Origin of the sequence: Streptomyces sp. NPDC052236, from assembly GCF_044548015.1 — a bacterium.
Classification (GTDB): Bacteria; Actinomycetota; Actinomycetes; order Streptomycetales; family Streptomycetaceae; genus Streptomyces.
Genome location: NZ_JBIUBL010000001.1, coordinates 390,459 through 412,348, shown reverse-complemented (window position 1 = coordinate 412,348; position 21,890 = coordinate 390,459). Strand labels below are relative to the sequence as shown.

The 21,890-nt window shown below is 69.8% G+C and carries 22 protein-coding genes and 1 pseudogene; 11 read left to right on the top strand and 12 right to left on the bottom strand.

The features are described 5' to 3' along the window. The 3 genes from ACIHCQ_RS02015 to ACIHCQ_RS02005 form a co-directional block, all read right to left on the bottom strand. Positions 1 to 1,152 (bottom strand): glycosyltransferase family 4 protein, encoded by a 1,152-nt coding sequence (locus tag ACIHCQ_RS02015; RefSeq protein ID WP_399657568.1) that lies wholly within the window; start codon positions 1,150 to 1,152, stop codon positions 1 to 3. A gap of 41 nt (positions 1,153 to 1,193) precedes the next feature. Next, the gene (locus ACIHCQ_RS02010) at positions 1,194 to 1,592 is read right to left on the bottom strand and encodes a 6-pyruvoyl trahydropterin synthase family protein (RefSeq protein ID WP_399656833.1); all 399 of its coding nucleotides are present in this window, start codon (positions 1,590 to 1,592) and stop codon (positions 1,194 to 1,196) included. Positions 1,593 to 1,681: 89 nt separating this feature from the next. Beyond that, positions 1,682 to 2,683, bottom strand: a complete 1,002-nt coding sequence (locus ACIHCQ_RS02005; protein WP_399656831.1) for a zinc-binding alcohol dehydrogenase — start codon at positions 2,681 to 2,683, stop codon at positions 1,682 to 1,684. A 117-nt stretch (positions 2,684 to 2,800) separates the two neighbouring features. Here ACIHCQ_RS02005 and ACIHCQ_RS02000 point away from each other — a divergent pair, with 117 nt between their 5' ends. Further along, positions 2,801 to 3,547, top strand: a complete 747-nt coding sequence (locus ACIHCQ_RS02000; RefSeq protein ID WP_399657565.1) for a CDP-alcohol phosphatidyltransferase family protein — start codon at positions 2,801 to 2,803, stop codon at positions 3,545 to 3,547. Here the strand turns inward: ACIHCQ_RS02000 and ACIHCQ_RS01995 are convergent. From ACIHCQ_RS01995 to ACIHCQ_RS01985, 3 genes and pseudogenes are all read right to left on the bottom strand, one after another. Continuing rightward, complete coding sequence (locus ACIHCQ_RS01995; protein WP_399656829.1) at positions 3,537 to 5,333, bottom strand: sulfatase; 1,797 nt, start codon at positions 5,331 to 5,333, stop codon at positions 3,537 to 3,539. The two genes, ACIHCQ_RS02000 and ACIHCQ_RS01995, sit on opposite strands and share 11 nt — an antisense overlap. Positions 5,334 to 5,553: 220 nt before the next feature. After that, positions 5,554 to 6,429: a glycosyltransferase family 2 protein gene (locus ACIHCQ_RS01990; protein WP_399657562.1), complete on the bottom strand. Its 876-nt coding sequence runs from the start codon at positions 6,427 to 6,429 to the stop codon at positions 5,554 to 5,556. Between the two features lie 159 nt (positions 6,430 to 6,588). Then, positions 6,589 to 6,876: pseudogene (locus tag ACIHCQ_RS01985) on the bottom strand (NUDIX hydrolase); the annotation flags it as partial. A gap of 127 nt (positions 6,877 to 7,003) precedes the next feature. Here ACIHCQ_RS01985 and cutA point away from each other — a divergent pair. The 5 genes from cutA to ACIHCQ_RS01960 all read left to right on the top strand — a co-directional run bounded on the left by cutA (position 7,004) and on the right by ACIHCQ_RS01960 (position 10,904). Beyond that, entirely contained in the window at positions 7,004 to 7,336 is a 333-nt protein-coding gene (gene cutA, locus ACIHCQ_RS01980; protein ID WP_399656827.1) for a divalent-cation tolerance protein CutA, read from the top strand. Between the two features lie 246 nt (positions 7,337 to 7,582). Continuing rightward, complete coding sequence (locus ACIHCQ_RS01975; protein ID WP_399656825.1) at positions 7,583 to 8,827, top strand: helix-turn-helix domain-containing protein; 1,245 nt, start codon at positions 7,583 to 7,585, stop codon at positions 8,825 to 8,827. Between the two features lie 158 nt (positions 8,828 to 8,985). Further along, the gene (locus ACIHCQ_RS01970) at positions 8,986 to 9,549 is read left to right on the top strand and encodes a hypothetical protein (RefSeq protein WP_399656824.1); all 564 of its coding nucleotides are present in this window, start codon (positions 8,986 to 8,988) and stop codon (positions 9,547 to 9,549) included. A gap of 405 nt (positions 9,550 to 9,954) precedes the next feature. Next, positions 9,955 to 10,413 carry a DUF6415 family natural product biosynthesis protein gene (locus ACIHCQ_RS01965; protein WP_399656822.1) on the top strand — a complete coding sequence of 153 codons (459 nt, stop codon included), beginning with the start codon at positions 9,955 to 9,957 and terminating at the stop codon, positions 10,411 to 10,413. Next, on the top strand, positions 10,410 to 10,904 hold the full coding sequence (locus ACIHCQ_RS01960; RefSeq protein ID WP_399656820.1) for a hypothetical protein: 495 nt from the start codon (positions 10,410 to 10,412) through the stop codon (positions 10,902 to 10,904). Before ACIHCQ_RS01965 ends, ACIHCQ_RS01960 begins: the two co-directional genes overlap by 4 nt. A 50-nt stretch (positions 10,905 to 10,954) precedes the next feature. Here ACIHCQ_RS01960 and ACIHCQ_RS01955 read toward each other — a convergent pair whose 3' ends face one another. After that, positions 10,955 to 11,428: a carboxymuconolactone decarboxylase family protein gene (locus tag ACIHCQ_RS01955; RefSeq protein WP_399656818.1), complete on the bottom strand. Its 474-nt coding sequence runs from the start codon at positions 11,426 to 11,428 to the stop codon at positions 10,955 to 10,957. 252 nt (positions 11,429 to 11,680) lie between these two features. On the opposite strand from ACIHCQ_RS01955, the gene ACIHCQ_RS01950 reads away from it, so the two are divergent. Further along, positions 11,681 to 11,893 (top strand): nitronate monooxygenase, encoded by a 213-nt coding sequence (locus ACIHCQ_RS01950; RefSeq protein WP_399656816.1) that lies wholly within the window; start codon positions 11,681 to 11,683, stop codon positions 11,891 to 11,893. 146 nt (positions 11,894 to 12,039) lie between these two features. Here ACIHCQ_RS01950 and ACIHCQ_RS01945 read toward each other — a convergent pair whose 3' ends face one another. Next, entirely contained in the window at positions 12,040 to 12,720 is a 681-nt protein-coding gene (locus ACIHCQ_RS01945) for a winged helix-turn-helix transcriptional regulator (RefSeq protein WP_399656814.1), read from the bottom strand. 125 nt (positions 12,721 to 12,845) lie between these two features. Here ACIHCQ_RS01945 and ACIHCQ_RS01940 point away from each other — a divergent pair, with 125 nt between their 5' ends. Beyond that, positions 12,846 to 13,712 carry a class I SAM-dependent methyltransferase gene (locus ACIHCQ_RS01940; protein WP_399656812.1) on the top strand — a complete coding sequence of 289 codons (867 nt, stop codon included), beginning with the start codon at positions 12,846 to 12,848 and terminating at the stop codon, positions 13,710 to 13,712. Between the two features lie 114 nt (positions 13,713 to 13,826). Here the strand turns inward: ACIHCQ_RS01940 and ACIHCQ_RS01935 are convergent, their stop codons facing one another. Further along, entirely contained in the window at positions 13,827 to 13,949 is a 123-nt protein-coding gene (locus ACIHCQ_RS01935) for a hypothetical protein (protein ID WP_399656810.1), read from the bottom strand. A 171-nt stretch (positions 13,950 to 14,120) separates the two neighbouring features. Between ACIHCQ_RS01935 and ACIHCQ_RS01930 the strand changes: the two genes are divergently transcribed. Next, entirely contained in the window at positions 14,121 to 17,312 is a 3,192-nt protein-coding gene (locus ACIHCQ_RS01930; RefSeq protein WP_399656808.1) for a BTAD domain-containing putative transcriptional regulator, read from the top strand. A 40-nt stretch (positions 17,313 to 17,352) separates the two neighbouring features. Here the strand turns inward: ACIHCQ_RS01930 and ACIHCQ_RS01925 are convergent, their stop codons facing one another. From ACIHCQ_RS01925 to ACIHCQ_RS01915, 3 genes are all read right to left on the bottom strand, one after another. After that, positions 17,353 to 18,204, bottom strand: a complete 852-nt coding sequence (locus ACIHCQ_RS01925) for an ABC transporter permease (RefSeq protein WP_399656806.1) — start codon at positions 18,202 to 18,204, stop codon at positions 17,353 to 17,355. Continuing rightward, complete coding sequence (locus ACIHCQ_RS01920) at positions 18,201 to 19,178, bottom strand: ATP-binding cassette domain-containing protein (RefSeq protein WP_399656804.1); 978 nt, start codon at positions 19,176 to 19,178, stop codon at positions 18,201 to 18,203. The genes ACIHCQ_RS01925 and ACIHCQ_RS01920 overlap by 4 nt, the downstream gene beginning before the upstream one ends. Positions 19,179 to 19,384: 206 nt before the next feature. Continuing rightward, on the bottom strand, positions 19,385 to 20,524 hold the full coding sequence (locus tag ACIHCQ_RS01915; protein ID WP_399656802.1) for a glutathione-independent formaldehyde dehydrogenase: 1,140 nt from the start codon (positions 20,522 to 20,524) through the stop codon (positions 19,385 to 19,387). 153 nt (positions 20,525 to 20,677) lie between these two features. Between ACIHCQ_RS01915 and ACIHCQ_RS01910 the strand changes: the two genes are divergently transcribed. Further along, positions 20,678 to 20,860 (top strand): hypothetical protein, encoded by a 183-nt coding sequence (locus ACIHCQ_RS01910; protein WP_399656800.1) that lies wholly within the window; start codon positions 20,678 to 20,680, stop codon positions 20,858 to 20,860. 163 nt (positions 20,861 to 21,023) lie between these two features. Continuing rightward, entirely contained in the window at positions 21,024 to 21,860 is an 837-nt protein-coding gene (locus ACIHCQ_RS01905; RefSeq protein ID WP_399656798.1) for an MIP/aquaporin family protein, read from the top strand. Positions 21,861 to 21,890 lie beyond the last annotated feature (30 nt).

Below are 21,890 nucleotides of genomic sequence, written 5' to 3'. Positions count from 1 at the left end.
TCACGCGGTCCTCCGGGGTTCCTGTGCCTGCGCCTGTACCTGTACCTGCGGCTGTACCTGTGGTTGTTGCTGTGGTTGTACCTGTGGCTGTTCCTGCCGGAGCTGTTCCAGCGCACCGGCCAGATTCCGTGTTGTCGTGTCCCACCCGGCCAGCGCGGTGCGCCGCCCGCGCGCGGCTGCCGCCAGCCGACCGCGTACGCCGGGTTCGCCGAGCCAGCCGCGCAGCGCGGCGATCAGCGCCGCCGGGTCGTCCGGCGGTACGAGGACCCCCGGCACACTGCCGTCGGGCGCGTGCCCGACCGCCTCCGGGAGTCCGCCGACGGCCGTCGCCAGGACGGGAACGCCGCGCGCGAGCGCCTCGGTCACGGCCATGCCGTACGTCTCGGCGTACGAGGTGAGGACGAGGAGGTCGGCGGCGGCGTAGGTGGCGTCCAGCTCGGGCCCGGTCCGCGGTCCTGCGAGGTGGACGCGGTCGGTGAGTCCGAGCTGGGCGATCAGCTTGCGGAGGCGGGCGACGTACTCGGGGGCCTGGTCGAGGCCGCCCGCGCAGACCAGGCTCCACGGCAGGTCGGCGACCGCCGCGAGGGACTCCACCAGCCGGCGCTGCCCTTTGCGCGGAGTCACGGTGGCGACGCACAGCAACCGCGGTACACCGGTGGTGCTGGTGGTGCCGGTGGCCAGGGGCGCGATGTCGGCACCGGGCGCGGCGACATGGACCCGCCCCGGTACGAGCCCGTGGTGGTCCACGAGCCGGTCGGCCGCCCAGCCGCTGGTCGCGACGACCGCGGACACGGCCCGCAGCGTCGTGCGCTCCATGGCGTCCAGCACCGCCGCCCGGCTTGAGGGGAGCCCGGTCTCGTCGCCCAGCGGCAGGTGTACGAGGACGGCCAGACGCAGCCGTTCGGCCTCGGGCACGATGATGTCGGGGACGGCGCAGGCGACGATTCCGTCGAGGAGTACGAGGGAGCCGTCCGCCGACTCGCGCAGTATCCGGGCCAGTTCCGCGCGCGCGGCGGAGTCGGGCTGCGGCCAGGTCCCAGGGACGGCGAGCTCGTGGACCTGCCAGCCGAGGCGGGGCAGGTCCAGGCATACGCGCCGGTCGTAGGTGTTGCCGCCGCTGGGCGTTGCCGGGTTGTCGACGCCACCGGGCATGATCACACGTACCGACCGCGGGCTGGCCTGGCTCACGTCGCTCACAGGGTCCGCTCGTAACTGGCCCACGCGATATGCGATTCGTGCAGGGTGACGGAGATACCCGTCAGTCCGCGCGCGCCCTCGCCCAGCTTCCCGGCGTGCACCCGGTCGGCCAGCCGGTCGGCGATGACCTTGGCCAGGAACTCCGTCGACGTGTTGACGCCGGCGAATTCGGGTTCGTCGTCGAGATTGCGGTAGCTGAACTCGGCGACCACCTGTCCGAGCTCAGTGGAGGCAAGCCCCATGTCCACGACGATGTTGTCGGCGTCCAGGTCGGTACGGCGGAAGGTGGCGTCCACAAGGAACGTCGCTCCGTGCAGCCGCTGCGCGGGTCCGAAGACCTCCCCGCGGAAGCTGTGAGCGATCATGATGTGCTCGCGGACGGTGACGCTGAACAACGGATGCCTCCAGATCCGAGGCCCCTGGCCTCTGTCGGCCCACGGCCGGGCCGCCACGTCCTTCAGTACGGCCGGAAAGTGCCGCTCGTTCAAGCGCCGGTCGGGTCGATCGGACGGTCGTCGTACAGCACACGGTGGCACAGCCCGGGAAGTTCCCCGGCCGCGATGCGGCCCAGCACCGACGGCAGCTCCTCGAAGGCGCATTCGCCGGTGATCAGCGCGTCGAAGGCGGGGTCGGCGAGCAGGTCGAGCGAGAGCGCGAGCCGGTCGGCGAAGGTCCGGCTGGAGCGCCGGGCCGGCGACACCGCCCCCACCTGGCTTCCGCGCAGGACCAGCCGGCCGGAGTGGAAAGCCTCGCCCAGCGGCAGGCGGATCTGCCGGTCGCCGTACCAGCTCAGCTCCAGGACGGTGCCCTCCGGTCCGAGCAGCTCCAGCGAGCGGGCGAGCCCCGCCTCCGTGGCGCTGGCGTGTACGACGAGGTCACAGCCGCCCAGCGCGTCCTTGGGGAGCGCGAAGTCGACGCCCAGCGCCTTGGCGACGGTGGCGCGGGCGGGCTCCGCGTCGACCAGCTGGACGCGGACGGCGGGGTAGCGGGCGAGCAGAGCGGCGACCGAGCAGCCGATCATGCCCGCTCCGACGACGGCGATCCGGTCGCCGATCAGCGGCGCGGCGTCCCACAGGGCGTTCACCGCGGTCTCGACGGACCCGGCCAGCACGGCACGCCCGGCGGGGACGGAGTCCGGCACCGGCGTCACGGCGCTCGCGGGGACGACGTACCGGCTCTGGTGCGGGTAGAGGCAGAAGACCGTACGGCCGAGGAGGTGGGCAGGTCCTTCCTCGACCAGACCGACATTGAGATAGCCGTACTTGACGGGTCCGGGGAAGTCGCCGTCCTGGAACGGCGCCCGCATCGCGGTGTGCTGGCTCTCCGGTACGCCGCCGCGGAAGACGAGACTCTCCGTCCCGCGGCTGACACCGGAACAGAGCGCGCGCACCACGACATCGTCGGGACCTGGCTCGCGGAGCGGTACGTTCCGTATCTCGCCGTGACCTGGCGACTGAAGCCAGAAGGCGCGTGCGGCGCGCTGCATCGGCGAGCTCCTTCTGAACGCTGGGCTGATGGTTCACGTTCTGATAATCACGAGGCCGCGCACACGGTACGCGGCACTCATCGACTCTGTCACACAGCCGGAGAGTGCACGGTGGCCCTGAGCGACCTATACGACGACCTGTACAACAACGTTTACAACGATCTTTACCATTCGAGGCTGCTCCGCCCGGAGACGGCGGCGGGGGCGGGCGCACAGGTACTCCTGCTGGTCCTCCTCGACACGGTGACGGGCCTGGGCACCGCGGGCTGGCTGACGGGTCTGACGTTCACGATCGGCACCTGGGCGGTACTCACCCGGGCCCTGTCCCGGTCGTGGCCGCCGAGGCCCTTCGGCCCGGCCAATGCCGTGACCCTGGTGCGTACGACGCTGGTCGGCGGCGTGACCGCGCTGGTCGCGGACTCTTTCGCGAGCCGGCCGCCGGTCGCGGTCCTGGCCGCGCTCACCGCGGTCGCGCTGGTGCTGGACGCGGTGGACGGACAGGTCGCCCGGCGCACCGGGTCGGTGTCCGACTTGGGGGCGCGCTTCGACATGGAGGTCGACGCCTTCCTCATCCTGGTGCTGAGCGTGTACGTCGCCATGTGGCTCGGCCCGTGGGTGCTGCTGATCGGCGCGATGCGCTACGTGTTCGTGGCGGCGGCCCGCGCGCTGCCGTGGCTGAACGGGTCGCTGCCGCCGAGCATGGCCCGTAAGACGGTGGCCGCGCTGCAGGGGATCATCCTGCTGGTGGTGGCCGCCGGGATCGTCCCGTCGGTGGCCGCGTTGGCAGCGGTTCTGGGTGCGCTGGCGCTGCTGGTCTGGTCGTTCGGCCGTGACATCGGGTGGCTGTGGCGCGTCAGGGCTTGATAGCCGGGGCGGGCCCGGACTGGGGACCGTAGGCGGTGAGGAAGCGGTCACGGAACTTGTCCATCCGCAAGACCGGGGCCGTGGGACTGGGCTTCAGACCCTCCTCCCACTTCCAGCCCTTGATCTGGTCGAGCACGGCCGGGTCGTGGGCGACGATCGAGATCGGTACATCCCGGCTGGGGCTGTTCTCGGTGACGAGCGGGACGGGCTCGTGGTCGCCGAGGAAGACGAGGACCGTGTCGTCGTTGCCGTACTTCTCGACGTAATCGATCAGCGTGCCCACGCTGTATTCGATGGAACGCCGGTATTCGTTGCGCACCTTGGCGGGGTCCTTCCAGACCTCTGCGGTGCTCTCGCCCTCCTCGATGATGGAGTCGTAGACGGAGCCGTCGCCGATCTCGTCCCAGCCGATGGTCTTGGGGAGGGGCGCCCAGGGGTTGTGGCTGGTGACGAGGATGATCTCTGCCATCAGCGGCCCACGGCCCGGCTTACTGTTCTCCAGGCGCTCGAAGGCGGCCATGCTGTACTGGTCGGGCACGGGTGACCAGGCGAACTTGGGGCCTTGGTAGCCGAGTTGCTTGGAGTTGTAGATCTTGTCGAAGCCGTAGAACTTTCCCTCCGGCCAGGCGCGCGTCACACCCGGCATGATGCCGACCGTCCGCCATGCGTCGGCGCGCTGGAAGGCGCCGGTGAGGGACAGGCGGTCGCTCGCGGTGACGTTTTCGTAGCGCTGCTGGTTCTTGAGCCACAGGCCCGACGCGAGGGTGGAGTGCGCCAGCCAGCTGCCGCCGCCGACCGTCGGTGAGGTGAGGAAGGCGCTCCGGGAGGAGAACCCGGCCGCTTCCAGCCGGTCGTTCCCGGACGCGAGCATGGCGCCGACCTGCGGCCCCATCTCCGGGGATTCGAGCGCGGTGCGGCCGTAGCTCTCGACGAAGGCGAAGATGACGTCCTTGCCGCGCAGCCCCGTCAGCAGCTGGTCGGCCGGGGTGTCACCGAATGCGTCGACGGCGGCCTCCTTGGCGAGCGCGCGGTCTTCCTTGATGCCCGCCCTCACCTGGATCGCACGGTTGTGGACGAGGTCGGCCGCGTCCGTGGAAGCGACCGGTTGTGTGCCGAGGGACTGCACACCGAGCGCCGAGCAGGCGACCCAGACGGTGCCGACGACCAGGGTGGCAGGGGCCGCCTCGGCGCTGTACCGGGCCATGAGGCGGCTCAGCCGGACGACCGCCAGCGTGGTGAGGAGGGGCAGCGCGATGGCGAGGACCACGACGCCGATCACGACAGCGATCGCGGCGTTCCTGCCGGCCGAGTCGCTGAAGAACGACACGGCGTCGTCGAGCAGGATCCAGTCGAGCCGCAGGTCGAAGGGCCGGACGTAGGCGGAGTAGAAGCCCATGTCGAGGAGTTTCAGGAGGGCCAGCAGGCCGAGACCCACTCCGGCTGCCACCGCTGCCACCAGCCGGGGCTTCGGCTTCAGGACGAGCAGCAGGGCGACGCCGAAGATGGCCTCTACCGGGATGCGGGCGAAGGCGTCGGGGGTGAGGAGGACGAGCTTGTTCGGCAGGAGGAGGACGAAGAGGACCAGGAGGGCGGCCAGCCCGGTGGTTGCCCAGGCCACGCCCTGGGCGGCGGCAGGGTACTTGGCCCGCCAGCCTCGCCGGCCGCTGCCCGCGGTGTCGTCCGAGACGTCATCCGTGGCGTCGTCGGGGGAACCGTCAGGCGTCGGGTTCTCCTCCGCGGCCTGTTCCGTATCCGGCAGCTGACGAGAGCGCGTGAAGAGCGGCACCCGAAGGTCCTTCCGTGCAAAACCCGGTGGTGGCGTGGCCACCGTTGTCCGCCATCTGTACGGATTGCCGGACGTTTCAGTTCAATCAGCCGCGGCTCCCGCGAGTCAGCTGTTCGCAGCTCCAGCCGAGTAACACCAGGTGTTCGCGCAGACCGCCCCCACCAGCACCGCATAGGCCCGGCGACCGGCTGCCTCGGCCCCCGGTCGGCGCGGCGCAGGGTCAGATGACCGGGGGGCGGCCGAGGCGGGTCATGCGCCACACCGTCGACCAGCGCATCGGCCGCCGCTGTCCGCACGGCCGGCGTACCCCCTCGATGAACCCGCCCGACCACGCCCGCAGTCCGGTCACGGAGCGGGTGCGGGCGATTGTGAGCACGGTCCACACCCCGAGGTAGACCGGGACGAGAGGAGCAGGAAGATGCCGCTTCGCCAGCCAGACCCGGTTGCGGGCGGTCATCCGGTAGTACACCGCGTGCCTCGCCGGGCTGGTCTTCGGGTGCTGCAACAGCAGCTGCGGCTCGTACCACACTGTCCACCCGCCGTCGAGCGCACGCCAGGCCAGGTCGGTCTCCTCGTGCGTGAAGAAGAACTCCTCCGGCCACCCGCCAATTTCTTCCAGCATCAGCATCGACAGGCCGTGCCCGCCGCCGAGGAAGGTGGTGACCTCCCCGCCCCGCATCGGGTCCTTGGCGCGCAGCCGTGGCACGTGACGGCGCTGCGTCTGCCCCTGTTCGTCCGCGATCCGGAACGACACGATCCCCAGCCGGGGATCGGCTGCGTACAGGTCCGCGACCCGCCGGATCACATCGGTGTCGACCAGCAGTCCGTCGTCGTCCAAATCGACCAGGACATCGACATCGCCACACTCCCGCAGCCGGTGCCAGGCGACGTTGCGCCCACCGGACACCCCCCGGTTCTGTGCGAGTTCCACCCCGTCCACCCCTGCGGGCAGCACCGGCAGCGAGCCTGTCCCGTTCCCGACCACGACGACCCGCACCGCGCTCTCGTCCTGTTTGGCCACCGACTCCAGCAGCGCCAGCAGCTCGGCGGGCCGGTTGCCCATCGTCAGCACAGCCACACCCACACGCGGACGCATCACAACCCACTTCCACCAGTTTTTTGGCCCAACTCGAGCCCGTGATGCTAGCCGGATTACGCGTGCCCGCAGGCAGATGTTGATGGGTTGGCGTACCTCATCAATCCTGTCGCCGTGCATGTAGACGATCACATGGTCCGGAGTGGCTAACACCCCCACGAGACCGAAGACTTTGACCTCAAGGCCGGTCTCCTCCTGGCACTCCCGGGCCCCGGCCTGCCCGACGGTTTCCCCTTTCTTCACCCCGCCCGTCGGGATTGTCCAGAGGTTGTTGTCCACACACTTGAGGAGCAGCAGACGCCCCCGGTCGTCGCGTACGAACACCGATGCCGAGGTCTTCCGGCTGGTTGGCACCGGCGCGTTGGGATCCTGCCAGTAGTCGATGCGGCGCGTGCGCCCAGTCACTTGGCCTCCATCACGGCATGGAGTTGTAGAGCCGCGTGTCATGCAGCGGATCTCTACCCGGGCCCGCGGGCACCTACCCGACGATCCGGACCGTTGGCGTCACGCTCCGCCCCATAGCCGAACTCGCGGCAGAGGGTTCGTCCGGCGCCCCCGGGATAGGCTCGCTCGCATGGCTGACTTCCTTGACGTGTCGACAGCAACGGCGACCCGCGAGCAGGCGGTAGCGCTGGCCCGGTCAGTGGTGGAGAGCCACTTGGCGGCCGGCGCTCAGATCATCGGCCCCGTGATCTCGGCCTTCTGGCATGATTCCGAGTTCGGGACCGGAGAGGAGTGGAAGATCCTCATGAAGACCCGAGCGGACCTGTACGCACAGCTTGAGGCGCACCTTCTGGAGCGCCACCCGTGGAAGACCCCAGAGATCTCGGCGACTGCGATCGTGGCCCGGTCGGATGAGTTCCAGCGATGGGTGACCGACTACACGCAGCCCAGTCCCGCCGAGTGACAGCCCGGGGTCAGGCCGTGGCAGCCTTCTCCAGGACCTCGGGGCGCGCGGTGCTCGCCAAGCTGTCGCCGTACGGGGCCGAGCCGCTGACGCGGGCGCACGCATACCACTGGGGCCTGCATCACGGCACCGACGGGGCACGGTTCGTGCGTCCTGCCCCACCTGAGAGCGGCGGGGTCAACGGTTCACATCCCCAGCGGTGCGACCGGCGGTACGGTTCTGGTGTTGAGTCAGAACGGAGTTCGTATGCCCGGCAGCACTGACAACCACATCGGTACGCGAGTGAAGATCGCCCGGAACGCGGCGGGACTCACCCAGCAGGAACTTGCTGATTTCCTCGCGCACACCGAATCCTGGATGGCCAACGTCGAGGCCGGGAGAATGCCCCTCGACCGCTACTCACTGATCACCGCCATCGCCGAGCGGTGCGATGTCGACGTGGTGTGGCTCCTTGGCCAGCCCTACCGCCTCCAGCGCAACGGCGGGAATCTCGCCCACGCCCACATCCCGGCCCTCCGCACCGGCCTGCGCAGGGCCGGACTTATCCTTTCCGGCCACCCGGGCCTCGCACCTCAAGGCCTGGCTGTTGACCCGCAGACGATGCGTATCAATTCCACCAGGGCCAACCAGGCACGGCAGTCGGCCAACCTCCCCAAGGTCGCCACCCTGCTGCCCGCGATGATCGAAGATCTGAACACGGCGATTCTCGGCAACGAGGGCGCAGCCCGTGACGGGGCCCTGAGATTCATGGTCGACGCCGCACGTACGGCCAGGATGTGCCTGAACCAGCTCGGCTACCCCGATCTCGCCTGGGTGGCTGCCGAGGTCGCCGCCGGGGCCGCCACCCAACTGGACGACCCGATCGTGAAAGCCGCCGTCGCCTGGGACCGCTGCGGTGCTCTTCTGCATCAGGCATCGCTGCCGGAGACCATTGCGGTAGCCGAAGCCGCACTGCGCGACCTTGAACCCCTTGCCGCCGCCCGTCGGCCGACGGAGGACGCCTTGTCGCTGCGCGGGGCGCTGCATCTGCGGTGTGCTGTCGCTCACGCCCGTGGTAGCCAGGGGCCGGACGCCTGGTCACGCATCAACGCGGCGCTCGAAGATGCCGACCGCCTCGGGCCGACCTTCTACGACCTCGGTGCCCACACGGTCTTCGGCCGGGGCACTGTCGCCGTTCACGCCGCAGAGGTCGGCGTCGAAGTGGGCGAGCCGGACACCGGGCTGTCCACGGTGAGGAACGTGTCGGTCAACGACGTGCCCAGCAAGGAGCGGCGCACCCACTACCGGATCGACAAAGCCCGTGCTCTGCGGCGCATGAACCGGCTGCCGTCCGCCGTGTCCACGTTGAAGGAGGCGGCGTCCGATGCTCCGTACTACGTCCACGCGGACCCGATGGCCAGGGCCCTGGTGTCCGACTTGGCACGGGTCGGCGTGCCGTCGCAGGCAGCTGCCTTGTCCTCACTGATCCGCAACATGGAACTGGTCCACTGACCGTCAAGTTCCAGCGTGTAAGCCCTCGTTGTGAGCGCCCCCTAGAAAACCTAGGGGGCGCGCCCGGTTCCGGGGTCCACGGTTGATTTCTCACCGTCCGTGAACGAGAGATCACAACGAGGGACCTAATGTCTCGGCCGATCAATACCCAAGACGCCGTGTCCTGCGGCGCCGCGTACACCGGCATCCTGAGGTGGCCGATTGCCCCTGGCCGCCGCTACCGGCCGCGCGGCGGGTGCACCTGCGGGGATCCCGGCACCTGCCCCGCCCCCGGTGCCCACCCGCTGCCCGGACCGCTCAACCCGAGCCCCGCCGAAGGGCTGACCGCAGAGCTGAACGCGGCGCCCGGTGCCGCGCTGATCGCGGAGACGCTCCCCTTCGACGCCATCGTTCTGCCTCGATGGGAGGCCATGGCCGCGATGGTCTCTCTTGACCGTTTCGCGGTCGTCCCCTGCCTCGTCCAGGAATCCCACGCGGTGCTGTTCGTGCTACCCGCGACGGGCCGGTACGCGCTACCGGGCGATGGCTGCACGAACGTTGAGGTGCGCTCACGGCCAGGGCAGTGGGTGGCTCTGCCGCCCTCGCACGGCACCCGGTGGGACACGCCGCCGTGGCACGAGCAGACGCACCAGCCGGTCCCGCTGCTCCACGGCAGGGACCTGCACGAGCACTTGACCGAAGCGCTGGGCATAGCAGTCGCGCAGCGAGGCCCGGACCGCTGAGCGCTGGCAGCGCATGGAGACCAGCACAACCCAGGACCCCGGCGACCGCTGTCACGGCCCCGGGGAATGGCCGATCCGACTGGAGCAGACCGACATGCACTATCTATCACGAGCACTCGAATGGGTTAAAGCGGTGCTGCTCGGGCCGCCTACGCCCGACGGGCAGAGCCCTGCCTGCCCGGTACCTTCCGCTCCCGACGAACGCCCGCAGCACCGGCCCTCGCCTGAGGTGGGCGGGGCGTGTCGCCGGCTCGGCCGAGCTCGCCAGGCGGCATGGGCAAGGGCCACCGAGCCGCCCGCGCGGCTGGGTGACCTGAGAACACTGGTGCCCCTCTACGTCCTCTCGCAGGACGAGCGCGAACAGGCCCTGTGCCTGCCTGCGGGTGCTGCGCCGGAGGTGCTCCGATGACCGAGACCCAGGGGCCGGAGACCACACCTAGCCTCGCGCGCGTCAAATCCGCCGTACCGAACGGCATGGCTGGGCACATGCAGTTCGACGTCCAGGCGAGCGACGGGGGAGATGCGGACTCGCTCCCCCTCGACCGGGAAACGATGCGCACTGCCACCGCGCGGTTGCTCGCTCCGGACGCGGAGCCGCCTTCGTACGACGAGCTGGAGACACTGAGGCTCCTCTACCGGGGCAACATCATGCTCCTGATCCCGGAAGTCGAGAAGGCCGCCCAAGGGCTCTCCAAGGACGACGCGCCCCACGCCTGCGCGATGGCGTGCATCGGCGAGGGACGTATCCGCCTCGGCCTCCGCCCCGGTGCGGGCCTGCCCGCTCAGATCGCGCACGCGCAGCACCTCGCCCGCTCCGTGAACGCGCTTCTGGACCATCTGGAGAGCCTGGAGGTGCCGCGATGATGCGCGACTTCGAGGCCTGGTTACCGCCGAGCAGCGGCAACGTCGAGCTCATGGCGGCCGGTCGATTGTGGGATGCCGTACGCGTGCCGTCCGGTATCGGCCTGTCCGCCCTCGCCCGCCTGGGCGACGACAGTGGCGCCGTCATCGAGGACACGTGGGGAGGGCTTCTCTACTGGCTCATCCGTCCCGGAGCCGCCGCCGCGTGGGAGCTGCCGAAGCCGTGCGTGGAGATCCGCGGGAAGACGTCGTACGTGGCGGTGCCGCCCGTGTGGAGCACGGAGACGTATCACCGCCTGCGCTGGATCGTGCCGCTCACGCGCACCTGCTACCTCACCGATCCCAAGCCGCTGCACACCGCGCTCGCGGCGGCGATCGACGCTCTGATCGGCCCCCAGCCTGGCCTTCTGCCCTGCGAGCGCTGCCTCGCCGCCAGGATGTTCGGCGGGAGACACGGACCGTGCCCCTGCAACCACGAGCCACCACAGCCCTAGCCGGTCGGCCCCGGGCCCCCGCGAGGGGCCCGGGGAGTGTGCTGCTGTCGTCATCCGAACTGGCCGGGCTGGTAGTCGCCGGCGGGCTGCTGGACGATGACGTTCGCGCGGTTGTAGGCGTTGATGAGGGCGATGAGGGACACCAGGGCGGCGAGCTGGTCCTCGTCATAGTGCTTGGCGGCATTCGCCCAAGCCTCGTCCGTGACGCCACCGGCCGCGTCGGCGATGCGGGTGCCCTGTTCCGTCAGCTCCAGCGCAGCGCGCTCGGCATCCGTGAACACCTTGGCCTCCCGCCAGGCCGCGACCAGGTTGAGGCGGGTGGAGGTCTCCCCGGCGTGCGTGGCGTCTTTGGTGTGCATGTCGGTGCAGAAGCCGCAGCCGTTGATCTGACTGGCGCGGATCTTCACCAGCTCCTGCGTCGCGGCAGGCAGCGTCGAGTCCGAGACCACCTTGCTCGCCGAGTTGATGTGCCTCAGCAACTTGGCTGCGACCGGGTTGCCGAAGAGGTTCAAGCGAGCATCCATGGTGCACTCCTTGTCGTTGTTGGTGGTTACACATCTCTGACGGAGCAGCTCGGCAAGATGTGACATGAACGAATATGGCGTGCGTCTCCCGAGACGTAGCTCTGGCCCGACTCAGGTTGTCCGGCTTCACGTTCCAGCCGTGCCGTCGCACCAGCTCGGCGGCCTCGCGTCCAGCGAGCCGGGTGCGGTTTCCCGCCACCCGGGAAATGATGGCAGAGCCCCACCGGCTCCGCGAGGCTGCCGGAGGCGCACATGCTTTCAACGCCCGTCTGCGAACTGCTCTCCATCGAGGTGCCCATCCTCTGCGCCGCCTTCGGCCCCTGGGAAGAGGTGGCGCTCGCGGCAGCGGTGTGTGAGGCGGGGGGCCTCGGGAGTCTTGGCACGGCCACCCGGGCCGTGCCCGAGCTCAGGGAGCAGTGGGCCGAGTTGCGGCGGCGGACGGACCGGCCCTTCGCGATCCGGTGACGAGTACCTGCCCTTCACCGGACAGTCGACGGCCCTCGGCCACGAGATCCTGCCGGCGGGCGAGATCGTCCGCAGGACCGTACGGGATGCGGAGGACGCCCTCAGGGGTGCCGCTGCCCTTGCTCGGTCCTGACGCTACCCCCGGCCTATACAGGCCGGGGCACCGAGGCGAACGGCGACAGCGTGAACCACCACGGCACCGCTCTGCGCGCCGCCTCCGGGCCGTCCACCCTGAGTGTGCCGATACGCAGGGCGTCGGACCAGGCCACATCACCTCGCCAGATTTCGATCAGGCGGCGCAGATTGGCGGTCACCGTTACCGTCACCGCGAAGCCGGGGTCCGCGTCGCAGACGTCCGCGCCGTCGGGCGTGATCATCAGCCACCACTCCCGGGCGACATCCGCGGGCACGTCCGGGAAGCTGAACCGGACTACCGTCCGCCCGTCCGGGACGGCAGCACGGTCAATGTTGCGGTGGATGTCCCACAACAACAGCTTCGGGTCGAGATCCTCGTCGCCGATCTGTCCGATCCAGCGGGTGCCCCAGACGCCGAGTGCTTCGACCACCGGACGCAGCTCCTGTCCGGCCGCCGTCAGGGCGTACCGCACGTCTTTGCCGTCGGTCCGTTTTTCAACAACGCCGGCGCGTGTCAGCTGGTGCAGCCGCTTGGACAGCAGCGTGGGAGACATCCGCGGCACACCGCGGCGCAGCTCATTAAAATGGCGACTGCCGACGATGAGCTCGCGAATGATGAGCAGCGTCCAGCGCTCGTCGAGCAGCTCCATCGCCTTGGCGACAGGGCAGAACTGGCGGTACGAGGACCCCATGCCGTGCAGGGTAGGTCCCGGCCGCTCTCCGGTACAGATCCTGCACTAGGAAGAGAGCAGACCCGTTCCTACGCTCGGTCCGGAGAATCACAGCAGAATCCCAGCCGGGCCCAAGGAGTGTTGTCATGAGCGAATCGATCGACGCGGCCGAGGCCGACCGCGCGCTGAAGGCCAGACACCGGGCCATGTGGGCGCAGGGCGATTACCCTGCCGTGGCCGCCGAGATCATCTCCGACTTGGGCACGGTCCTGGTCGAGGCGTGCGGGGTGGGGCGTGGCGTACCAGGCGAGGCGCGGGTGCTGGATGTCGCGGCCGGTTCGGGTAACGCCGCGATTCCGGCGGCGCTGGCCGGGGCGAGTGTCGTGGCCTGCGACCTGACTCCGGAGCTGTTCGAGGCCGGGCGGCAGCTGGCCGCGCAGCGCGGCGCCGAGGTGGAGTGGAGACAGGCGGACGCCGAGGCCCTGCCGTTCGCCGACGGCGAGTTCGACACGGTGCTGTCCTGCGTCGGCGTCATGTTCGCCCCGCATCACCAGGCCAGTGCCGACGAGCTGGTCCGGGTCTGCCGCCCGGGTGGCACGATCGGCCTGCTCAGCTGGACGCCCGAGGGTTTCATCGGCCAGATGTTCGCCACGATGAAGCCGTACGCGCCGCCGCCCCCGCCCGGAGCTCAGCCGCCGCCTCTGTGGGGAGACGAGGACCACGTCCGAGCCCTGCTCGGCGACCGGGTGACGGACATTGTGGCCCGCAAACAGACGGTGCGGGTCGACTACTTCAAGACCCCCGAGGCGTTCCGCGAGTATTTCAAGGAGCGCTACGGCCCCACCATCGCCGTCTACCGGGCCATCTCCGACGACCCCGCCCGGACAGCCGCCCTGGACCGGGACCTCGCCGAGCTCGCCCGGCGATTTGATCACGGGACCGGATCCACGGCCATGGACTGGGAGTACCTGCTGCTCACCGCCCGCAGGACGGGCGGCGAGGCGGGCGCCTGACCTCCGGGCCGATCTCAGTCCGCCCGGCTGCCGGGGCGTCCCCGTACCCGCCGCTCGGGCAGCGGTCTGGCGTATGTGCCCGGTCTCGCCGCCGCCCGGGCGCCATGTTGTTGGTCAGCACCACTCCGAACCGGCGTGGTCGGCGACGATCTCCACCTGGAGGGTTCCCTCGGCCGGGCTCTCCAGCGTGAGATAGACAGTTGTGCCGCCCACCGACTTGGTGAAGCAGTCGGACACCGGGTCCGCCCCGGGGTCGGCGGACTGGCAAGGTGGACCCGGCGAAGTAGGCGCGGAAGCAGGCGTCACCTGAACCGGCGTGCGGCGCAGCGGTCATACTCGGTGCGGGCCGCCGAAGCGGCGTCACGGTGGGCCCCACCGGGGAGGTGTGGCCCGGGGGAGGCTGGTGTCGTGAGAATTGGCGTACTCGGTCCGGTTCGGGCCTGCACTGATGACGCGACGCCGGTCAGTATCGGCGGTGTCCGGCTGCGCATGCTGCTGGCCAGGCTCGCCCTCGAAGCGGGCCGCCCGGTGTCCGTCGACTCGCTCATCGACGGTCTATGGGGCGCAGAACCGCCGTCCGAAGCGGCCAACGCGCTGCAGGCATTGGTGTCCCGGCTGCGCAAGGCCCTGCGCGGCGCGGGAACGCTGGACTCCGTGGCGGGGGGCTACCAGCTGTCGGTGCGTGCCGAGGACGTGGACGCGCATCGGTTCGAGGAACTGGCCGGCCAGGGCAGGCGCGCGCTGGCGGCGGGGCAGCTCGAAGAGGCGGCCTCGGTGCTCGGTACGGCCCTCGGGCTGTGGCAGGGCGCGGCGCTGGCCGATGTGCTGGAGGCTCCGTTCGCCCGTGCCGTGGCCGCGAGGCTGGACGAGGTACGGGCCGCCGCCGCCGAGGACCGCTTCGACGCGGAGCTGCGACTGGGCCGGCACGCCGACGTGCTGGCCGATATCGATACGGCGGGTGCTGAACGCCCGCTGAGCGAGCGGTTGGCCGTACTGCGGATGCGCGCGCTGTCCGCGGCGGGACGCCAGTCCGACGCGCTGGCCGTGTACGAGGAGATGCGCGGCAGACTGGGCGAGGAGCTCGGCGTCGATCCCTCGGCCGAGCTGCGGGAGACCCATCTCGCTCTGCTCCGCGGTGAGCTGGACCGGCCGGCGGCGCGGTCCGAGCCCGCACCGAGCCGGCTTCCGGCGCGGCTGACCAGTTTCGTCGGCCGGGACGGTGAGCTGGACAAGCTCGCCGGGCTCATGGCCGTTTCGCGGCTGGTCACCCTCGTGGGGCCCGGAGGCGCGGGCAAGACCAGGCTGTCTCTCGAAGCGGTGACCCGGCATCAGGCGTACCGGCGCGGCCGGGTGTGGTTCGTACCGCTGGCCTCAGTGGGCGCGGCGGATCAGCTGGCCGACGCGGTGCTCGGCGCGCTCACCTCCTGGGACTTGCGGCTTTCCGGCGGAGGAGCGACGCACAAGGCCACGCCGGTCGACCGGATGGCCGAAGTGCTCGACGCCGGCGAGGCGGTGCTGGTGCTGGACAACTGCGAGCATCTCGTCGAAGCTGCCGCCGAGCTCACGCACCAGCTGCTGGAGCGTCTGCCGCAGGTGAGGGTCCTCGCCACCAGCAGGGAACCGCTGGCGATCACCGGGGAGGCACTGTGCCATCTCGGCCCGCTCGACGTGCCCACGGGAACACCGGATTTCGCCGAGGCGGCCGAGTCGGCCGCGGTGCGCCTGTTCATCGACCGGGCCGCCGGTGTCCGGCCGGGCTTCGCACTCGACGATTCCACGGTCGGCGCGGTGGTGGAGATCTGCCGCCGGCTGGACGGGATGCCGCTCGCCCTGGAGCTGGCCGCGGCCAAGCTGCGCTCGATGAGCGTCGACCAGATCGCGCAGCGGCTGGATGACCGGTTCCGGTTGCTGACCTCGGGGAGCAGAACCGCGCTGCCGCGCCAGCGCACGCTGCTCGCGGTGGTCGAGTGGAGCTGGGATCTGCTGGACGAGCCCGAGCGGGTACTGGCTCGCAGGCTGTCGGTGTTCCCCGGCGGGGCGACCCTCGCGGCTCTGGAGTCGGTCTGTCCGGACGAGTCGCTGCCGGCCGAGGACGTGGTGTACGTCCTCGGTTCCCTGGTCGAGAAGTCCCTGGTGGCGGCTTCCGGCGACGGCGAACCGCGGTACCGGATGCTGGAGACCGTACGTGCTTACGCGGCCTCGCGGCTCGTACGGGCCGGTGACGGCGTATCGGCGCGTTTCGCGGAGTACTTCCTCGCTCTGGCCGAGGAGCACGAGCCGTTGTTGCGTACCGGTGAGCAGCTGCGGGCGCTCGCGCTCTTCGATGCCGAGCACGACAACCTGGTCTCCGCGCTGCGGGCGGCCGTGGACGCGGGGGAGGCGGTCCTGGCGTCCCGGCTCCTCGGCGCGATGTTCTGGTACTGGGGGATCCGGGGGATGAGCACCCAGTTCGAGACGTTCATGGCCGACGTGCTCCAGTTCGGCGACGCCCTGCCCGACCAGGTGCGAGCCGCCTTCAGTGTGGTGCGGCTGATGGCGGGCAACTCGGTCCCCGAAGGCGGCCCGGTGCGTTCGCTGATCGAGGACTGCGACTCGGCCGGCGCGTTGGAGTTCCACCCGTCGCTGTTGCTGTGGATCCCGCTGCTGGCATTCTCCTCGGGCAACTCCGACCTGGGGGAACGCGCGCTCCAGCGGTCGTTGAACTGGCCGGATCCCTGGGTACGGGCCAGTGCGCACTCGGTACGGGACTTCATCCTCACCGGGAGGGGCGAACAGTCGGCCGGCGCCGACTCACGCCTTCAGGCGTTGCGCGGCTTCGAGGCGGTGGGCGACCGCTGGGGCCTGGGGATGGCCCTGCTGGCCGTCGGCCGGGACCATTCCTGGCGAGGAGAGCACGACCAGGCCATCGCGGTCTTCGAACGGGGAGTCGCGATCAGTTCCGAGCTCGGCGCGGAGGACGACATCCTCCACAGCCGGGCCAGGCTCGCGGCGGAGCGGATGCGCGGCGGCGACCTGGACGGTGCCTTGCGGGACATCCACGCCGCGCAGCGGCAGGCCAAGGAGCGGGGCTTTCGGCGCATGGAGGCCGAAACGCTGTTGAGCCTCGCCGACCTGCACCGTCGGTCGGGTGACCTGGCGGAGGCCGACCGGACCCTGGACCGGCTGGAAACTCTCGTTCACCGGCTGCCCCATCCCGAGGATCCCGAGGAGACTGCCCGGGACCTGATCACGAGCGCCCGGTTGGCGAACCGGCTCTCGGACGGGTCGGCGGCACAGGCGCGCGCGTTGCTGCCGAGGGCCCTTGGCTGCTTGTTCGCCCTGGGCGACATCGCGGATATCTCGCAGGGCGCGGAGCTGCTGGCCAGGCTGCTCCTGCTGGAGGGCGATCCGGGCGGCGCGGCCACCGCGCTGGGGATGAGCCAGGTCATCCGCGGCGTGTTCGACAAGGGCGACCCGCAGCTGCGCGAGCTGGTCGCCGAGCTCACCGGGCGTCTCGGCGAGGCCGGTTACCAGGAGGCGTACCGCCTGGGCGCCGAGCTGCCGAGGGAGGACGCGCTGAACCGGCTGACCGAGGAGTCCGGCCAGCCGGTGGCGTCGTAAGGGGCATGGGACATGGGGCACGGGCACGGAGCACGGTGGCTCAGGCGGCGCGCTTGCGGTAGGCGCGCATGGCCAGGGGGAAGAACACCGCGACCACACCGGCCATCCAGGCAAGGCTGCCGAGCAGCGGTCCGGCGACTTCGCCGCCGTTCATCAGGCCGCGCAGGGTGTTGGCCATCAGGCTGACCGGGTTGACGTCGGACCAGGCCTGGAGCCAGCCGGGCATGGTGCCGGAGGGGACGAATACGTCGCTGGCGAAGGTGAGCGGGATGACCAGGACCGTCATCAGGCCCTGCACCGAGCCGGGGGTTTTGGCGAGCATGCCGACGTAGACGGACATCCAGCAGAAGCTCAGTCCGAACGCGATGAGCAGGGCGATCGCGGCCAGGGCGGCGGCGGGGTTGGTCTCCACCCGGTAGCCCATGACCGTGGCGACCACCAGCAGCACGGTGAGGCAGACCAGATACCGCACGACATCGGCGAGGACCGCGCCGACCAGCGGTGCGGACCGGGCGATGGGCATACTGCGGAACCGGTCGAAGACGCCCGTGCCGGCGTCGGCGTTGAGGGAGACGCCGACGACGATGCTGGCCTGGAAGATGGTCATGACCATGATTCCGGGCGTGATGGTCTGGAGGTAGCCGTCGACGTCCCCGCCGCCGATGGCGCCGCCGAAGAGGTAGACGAACATCAGCAGGAACACGATCGGCGTCAGGATGACATCGACGAGCTGGGCGGGAGACTTGCGGAGCTTGATGATGCCCCGCCAGGCCAGGGAGAGCCCGTGCCGGGTGGCTTTGGCGGGGCCGATGCGCAGCGGGGACTCGACGGTGCGGGGGGACTCGTCCGTGCGGGGGGACTCGACGGTGCGGGGGCTGGCGATCGTGCTCATGCCACGTTCCTCTCGGCAAGGGTGTCCTGCGGGGACTCCTGGGCGGGCTGTCCGGTCAGCGCCAGGAAGACTTCGTCCAGGCTGGGCAGGCGCATGCCCAGCTCGTCGGCGGTGATCCCGGCCCCGTCGAGCCTTCTGACCAGTGCGGATATCAGCATCGGGTCGGATACGGGCGCGGTGAGCAGGCCGGTGTTCAGATCGTGCGCGGGGGTGGCGCCGGTCAGTTCCGCCAGGATCCGGCCGACCTCGTGCAGATCGGCGGGCACGGTCGGGCGCACCTGGAGCGTCTGGCCGCCGATCCGCCGCTTGAGCTCGTCGGGCCGTCCCTCGGCGACCACCTGGCCGTGGTCGAACACGGTGATCCGGTCGGCGAGCTGGTCGGCCTCCTCCAGGTACTGCGTAGTGAGGAGCACCGTGGAACCGTCCGCCACCAGTCGCCGGACCACCTGCCAGACCTCCTGGCGGGCGTGGGGGTCCAGCCCGGTGGTCGGCTCGTCCAGATACAGCACCTGCGGCCTGCCGACCAGGCTCGCGGCCAGGTCCAGCCTGCGGCGCATCCCCCCGGAGAAGGTACTGATCGAACGGTCGGCCGCCTCGACCAGCTCGAACTGCTCCAGCAGTTCGGCGGCCCGCGCCTTGGCATCCCGCTTCGACAGGTCCAGCAGACGGCCGATGAGGACCAGGTTCTCGGTGCCGGACAGGTCCTCGTCCACCGAGGCGTACTGCCCGGTCAGACCGATCAGGCCGCGGACCCGGGTCTGGTCCTTGACCACGTCGTAGCCGCCGACGGTGGCGTGGCCCGCATCAGGCCGCAGGAGTGTCGCCAGGATCCGTACGGTGGTGGTCTTGCCCGCTCCGTTCGGGCCGAGCACACCGATCACCTTGCCGGCCGGCACCTCCAGGTCGACCCCGTCCAGCGCGACCATGTCTCCGTACTTCTTGACCAGACCCTCGGCCCGGATGGCGTACGACATCTTTGCTCCTCTTCGGCCCTTGTCGGCCCTCGTCGTTCTCGATGAACACGACGATGCCGAACGGCGCTGACAGTCGGCGGACCGCGCGCTGACAGGGCTCGGCGGCGGCTGTCAGCCCGTATCAGCGACGCTGCTCAGAGCGTGAAGGCGGCGAACTGGAACACCCGGCCCTGTGGGCCGGGTGTCCCGGGTAGTGGGTCAGTGGGTCAGCGGTTCGGGTGCAGGACGACCTTCGTGTAACCCTCGACGCGCTTGTCGAACTTCTCGTACGCCGACGGCGCCTCGTCGAGCGACAGCTCGTGCGAGACAACGAAGCTGGGCCGCGCGCGCCCTTCGCTGATCATGTCGCGCAGCTGCCGGTTGTAGCGCTTCACATTGCACTGGCCGGTGCCCAGGCGCAGCCCCTTCTCGAAGAGCCTGCCGACGGCCACCAGCAGCATGCCGTGCTTGGCCTGCTCGTCCGGCCCGCCGGGGTCGGACGGAACGTACAGGCCCGGAATGCCGAGCGCTCCGGTCGGCCGCACCGTCTCGACGAGCGAGTTCAGGACGGTCGCCGGCTCCTCGCGCTCCTCGCCGCGTGCCTGGGCCTGGTAGCCCACCGCGTCGATGCCCTTGTCGGTTCCTTCTCCCTCCGTCTGGTCCTTGATCTGCTCCACCGGATTGCCTTCGCTGAAGTTGACCGGGATCGCGCCGATCTCTTCGGCCTTCTGCAGCCGCTCGGCCACCCGGTCGACGACGAACACCTTCCGGGCACCGCGCAGCAGGGCGGAGTAGGCGGCCATCAGCCCGACCGGCCCGCCGCCGTACACCGCGACGCTCTCGCCCGGACGGACGTCGGCCAGTTCGTTGCCGTGGTAGCCCGTCGGGAAGATGTCGGCGAGCAGGACAAAGTCGCTCTCGTTGGCGTCTCCCTCGGGGAGTTTCAGGCAGTTGAAGTCGGCGTACGGCACCCGTACGTACTCGGCCTGGCCTCCGCTGAACGGCCCCATCGCGACGTATCCGTACGCACCGCCGGCGAATCCGGGATTCACGGTCACGCAGAAGCCCGTGAAGCCGGCTGTGCAGTTCTTACAGAATCCGCAGGCGACGTTGAAGGGCATGACCACCCGGTCGCCGCGCTTGAGCGACGACACTCCGTCGCCGGTCTCCTCGATGATCCCGAGGTTCTCGTGGCCGAAGACGATGCCCGGCTCGGCGGCGGTGCGGCCCTCGTACATGTGCAGGTCGGAACCGCATATCGCCGTGGACGTCACGCGGACGATCACGTCGTTCGGGTGCTGGAGCCCAGGCTTCTCGACTTCCTCGACCGCTACTTCGAACGGTCCCTTATAGACGACGGCCTTCATGCTTACGCACCTCCGCTCGCGATTTTGTGCTCTATCTCATGCTCCGTCCGTTGTGTGCTATAAGACAAGTTGGTTACCGTCGCCATATATGTGCAGTTTGCGCGCGCCGCAAATGGAGGCACTGAGAAAGCCCTCAGAGAGAGAAGGCGAACAGTGATACGACGCCTCGGGACCCTGCTCGTCCCCGTATCCGGACTGTCCGGCACCACCTACCCGCCCGGAACCACCGTGTCGATCAGCGGGCGGGGGGCGGCGGTCGACGGTTTCGTCAACGGAGACTGGCTCCCCCTTGCCTGGTGGGAGTTCGCCGAGGGCCGTACCGAGGACGCCGCATAAGCCGAGCCTGAGCCCGATCGGTCCTTCCGTCGCAGGTCACCGCGTGTGGGTTCACTCGAATGGCCGTACCCGGAATGCCGCCCGCGCCCGTGCCGGAGAGCATTACCGGTACGCGGTCACAGTCGGCTCGACCGACTGGGCGGAGGTGCGGGAGGTACGGAACATGCCGGAACCTGAACCTACATCCAAGGCACGTCTCATCGGTGAGCTCTCGGCCGAATTCGCCGGCACCATGATCCTCATTCTCTTCGGATGCGGTGTCGTCGCGCAGGTCGTCGCCGGTGGCGCGCTGACCAACGGGGGACTGGGCGACCACGACAGCATCGCCTGGGCCTGGGGTCTCGGCGTCGTCCTGGCCATCTACGTGGCGGCGCGGGTCAGCGGCGCCCACATCAATCCCGCGGTCACCCTCGCGCTCGCGGCCTTCAAGGGTTTCCCATGGAGCAAGGTCCTGCCGTACGCGGTGGCCCAGACCGCGGGTGCCTTCGTGGCGGCCCTGCTGGTGCGCTGGAACTACACCGAGGTACTGGCGAAGGCCGACCCCGGGCACACCGACAAGACGGAAATCGTCTTCTCCACCCTCCCGGGCAACGGCGGTCTCCCGATCAGCCAGCTGGGGGCCTTCCGTGACCAGATCATCGGCACCGCCCTGCTGGTGCTGCTGGTCTTCGCGGTCACCGACCTGCTGAACACGCCACCGGGCGCGAATCTCGCCCCGTTCATCATCGGCCTGGTCGTCGTCGCCATCGGCATGGCCTGGGGAACCGACGCCGGTTACGCGATCAACCCGGCCCGTGACTTCGGACCCCGGCTGGCGGCGTTCCTGACGGGCTACGGAGGCGCTTGGCGAGATCAGTACGGGGACCTCTACTTCTGGGTGCCCATCGCCGGTCCGCTGATCGGCGGACTGGTCGGTGCGCTGCTCTACCGCCTGCTGATCACTCCCCACCTGCCCGTCGCCGAGCAGCAGCCCGGCCGGGTGCCCGCGCCGGACAAGTGAGCGCGCCGGATAAGTGAGCCGGACAAGCGA

Excerpts from the sequence above, each read along its gene's own strand:
- ACIHCQ_RS01940 (WP_399656812.1), top strand. The coding sequence starts at position 12,846 with ATGAGCGAATCGATCGACGCGGCCGAGGCCGACCGCGCGCTGAAGGCC.
- ACIHCQ_RS01925 (WP_399656806.1), bottom strand. The coding sequence starts at position 18,204 with ATGAGCACGATCGCCAGCCCCCGCACCGTCGAGTCCCCCCGCACGGAC.
- ACIHCQ_RS02005 (WP_399656831.1), bottom strand. The coding sequence starts at position 2,683 with ATGCAGCGCGCCGCACGCGCCTTCTGGCTTCAGTCGCCAGGTCACGGC.
- ACIHCQ_RS01960 (WP_399656820.1), top strand. The coding sequence starts at position 10,410 with ATGATGCGCGACTTCGAGGCCTGGTTACCGCCGAGCAGCGGCAACGTC.
- ACIHCQ_RS01950 (WP_399656816.1), top strand. The coding sequence starts at position 11,681 with ATGCTTTCAACGCCCGTCTGCGAACTGCTCTCCATCGAGGTGCCCATC.
- ACIHCQ_RS01990 (WP_399657562.1), bottom strand. The coding sequence starts at position 6,429 with ATGCGTCCGCGTGTGGGTGTGGCTGTGCTGACGATGGGCAACCGGCCC.
- cutA (WP_399656827.1), top strand. The coding sequence starts at position 7,004 with ATGGCTGACTTCCTTGACGTGTCGACAGCAACGGCGACCCGCGAGCAG.
- ACIHCQ_RS01955 (WP_399656818.1), bottom strand. The coding sequence starts at position 11,428 with ATGGATGCTCGCTTGAACCTCTTCGGCAACCCGGTCGCAGCCAAGTTG.
- ACIHCQ_RS01945 (WP_399656814.1), bottom strand. The coding sequence starts at position 12,720 with ATGGGGTCCTCGTACCGCCAGTTCTGCCCTGTCGCCAAGGCGATGGAG.
- ACIHCQ_RS01915 (WP_399656802.1), bottom strand. The coding sequence starts at position 20,524 with ATGAAGGCCGTCGTCTATAAGGGACCGTTCGAAGTAGCGGTCGAGGAA.
- ACIHCQ_RS02015 (WP_399657568.1), bottom strand. The coding sequence starts at position 1,152 with ATGCCCGGTGGCGTCGACAACCCGGCAACGCCCAGCGGCGGCAACACC.
- ACIHCQ_RS01905 (WP_399656798.1), top strand. The coding sequence starts at position 21,024 with ATGCCGGAACCTGAACCTACATCCAAGGCACGTCTCATCGGTGAGCTC.
- ACIHCQ_RS01975 (WP_399656825.1), top strand. The coding sequence starts at position 7,583 with ATGCCCGGCAGCACTGACAACCACATCGGTACGCGAGTGAAGATCGCC.
- ACIHCQ_RS01920 (WP_399656804.1), bottom strand. The coding sequence starts at position 19,178 with ATGTCGTACGCCATCCGGGCCGAGGGTCTGGTCAAGAAGTACGGAGAC.
- ACIHCQ_RS01965 (WP_399656822.1), top strand. The coding sequence starts at position 9,955 with ATGACCGAGACCCAGGGGCCGGAGACCACACCTAGCCTCGCGCGCGTC.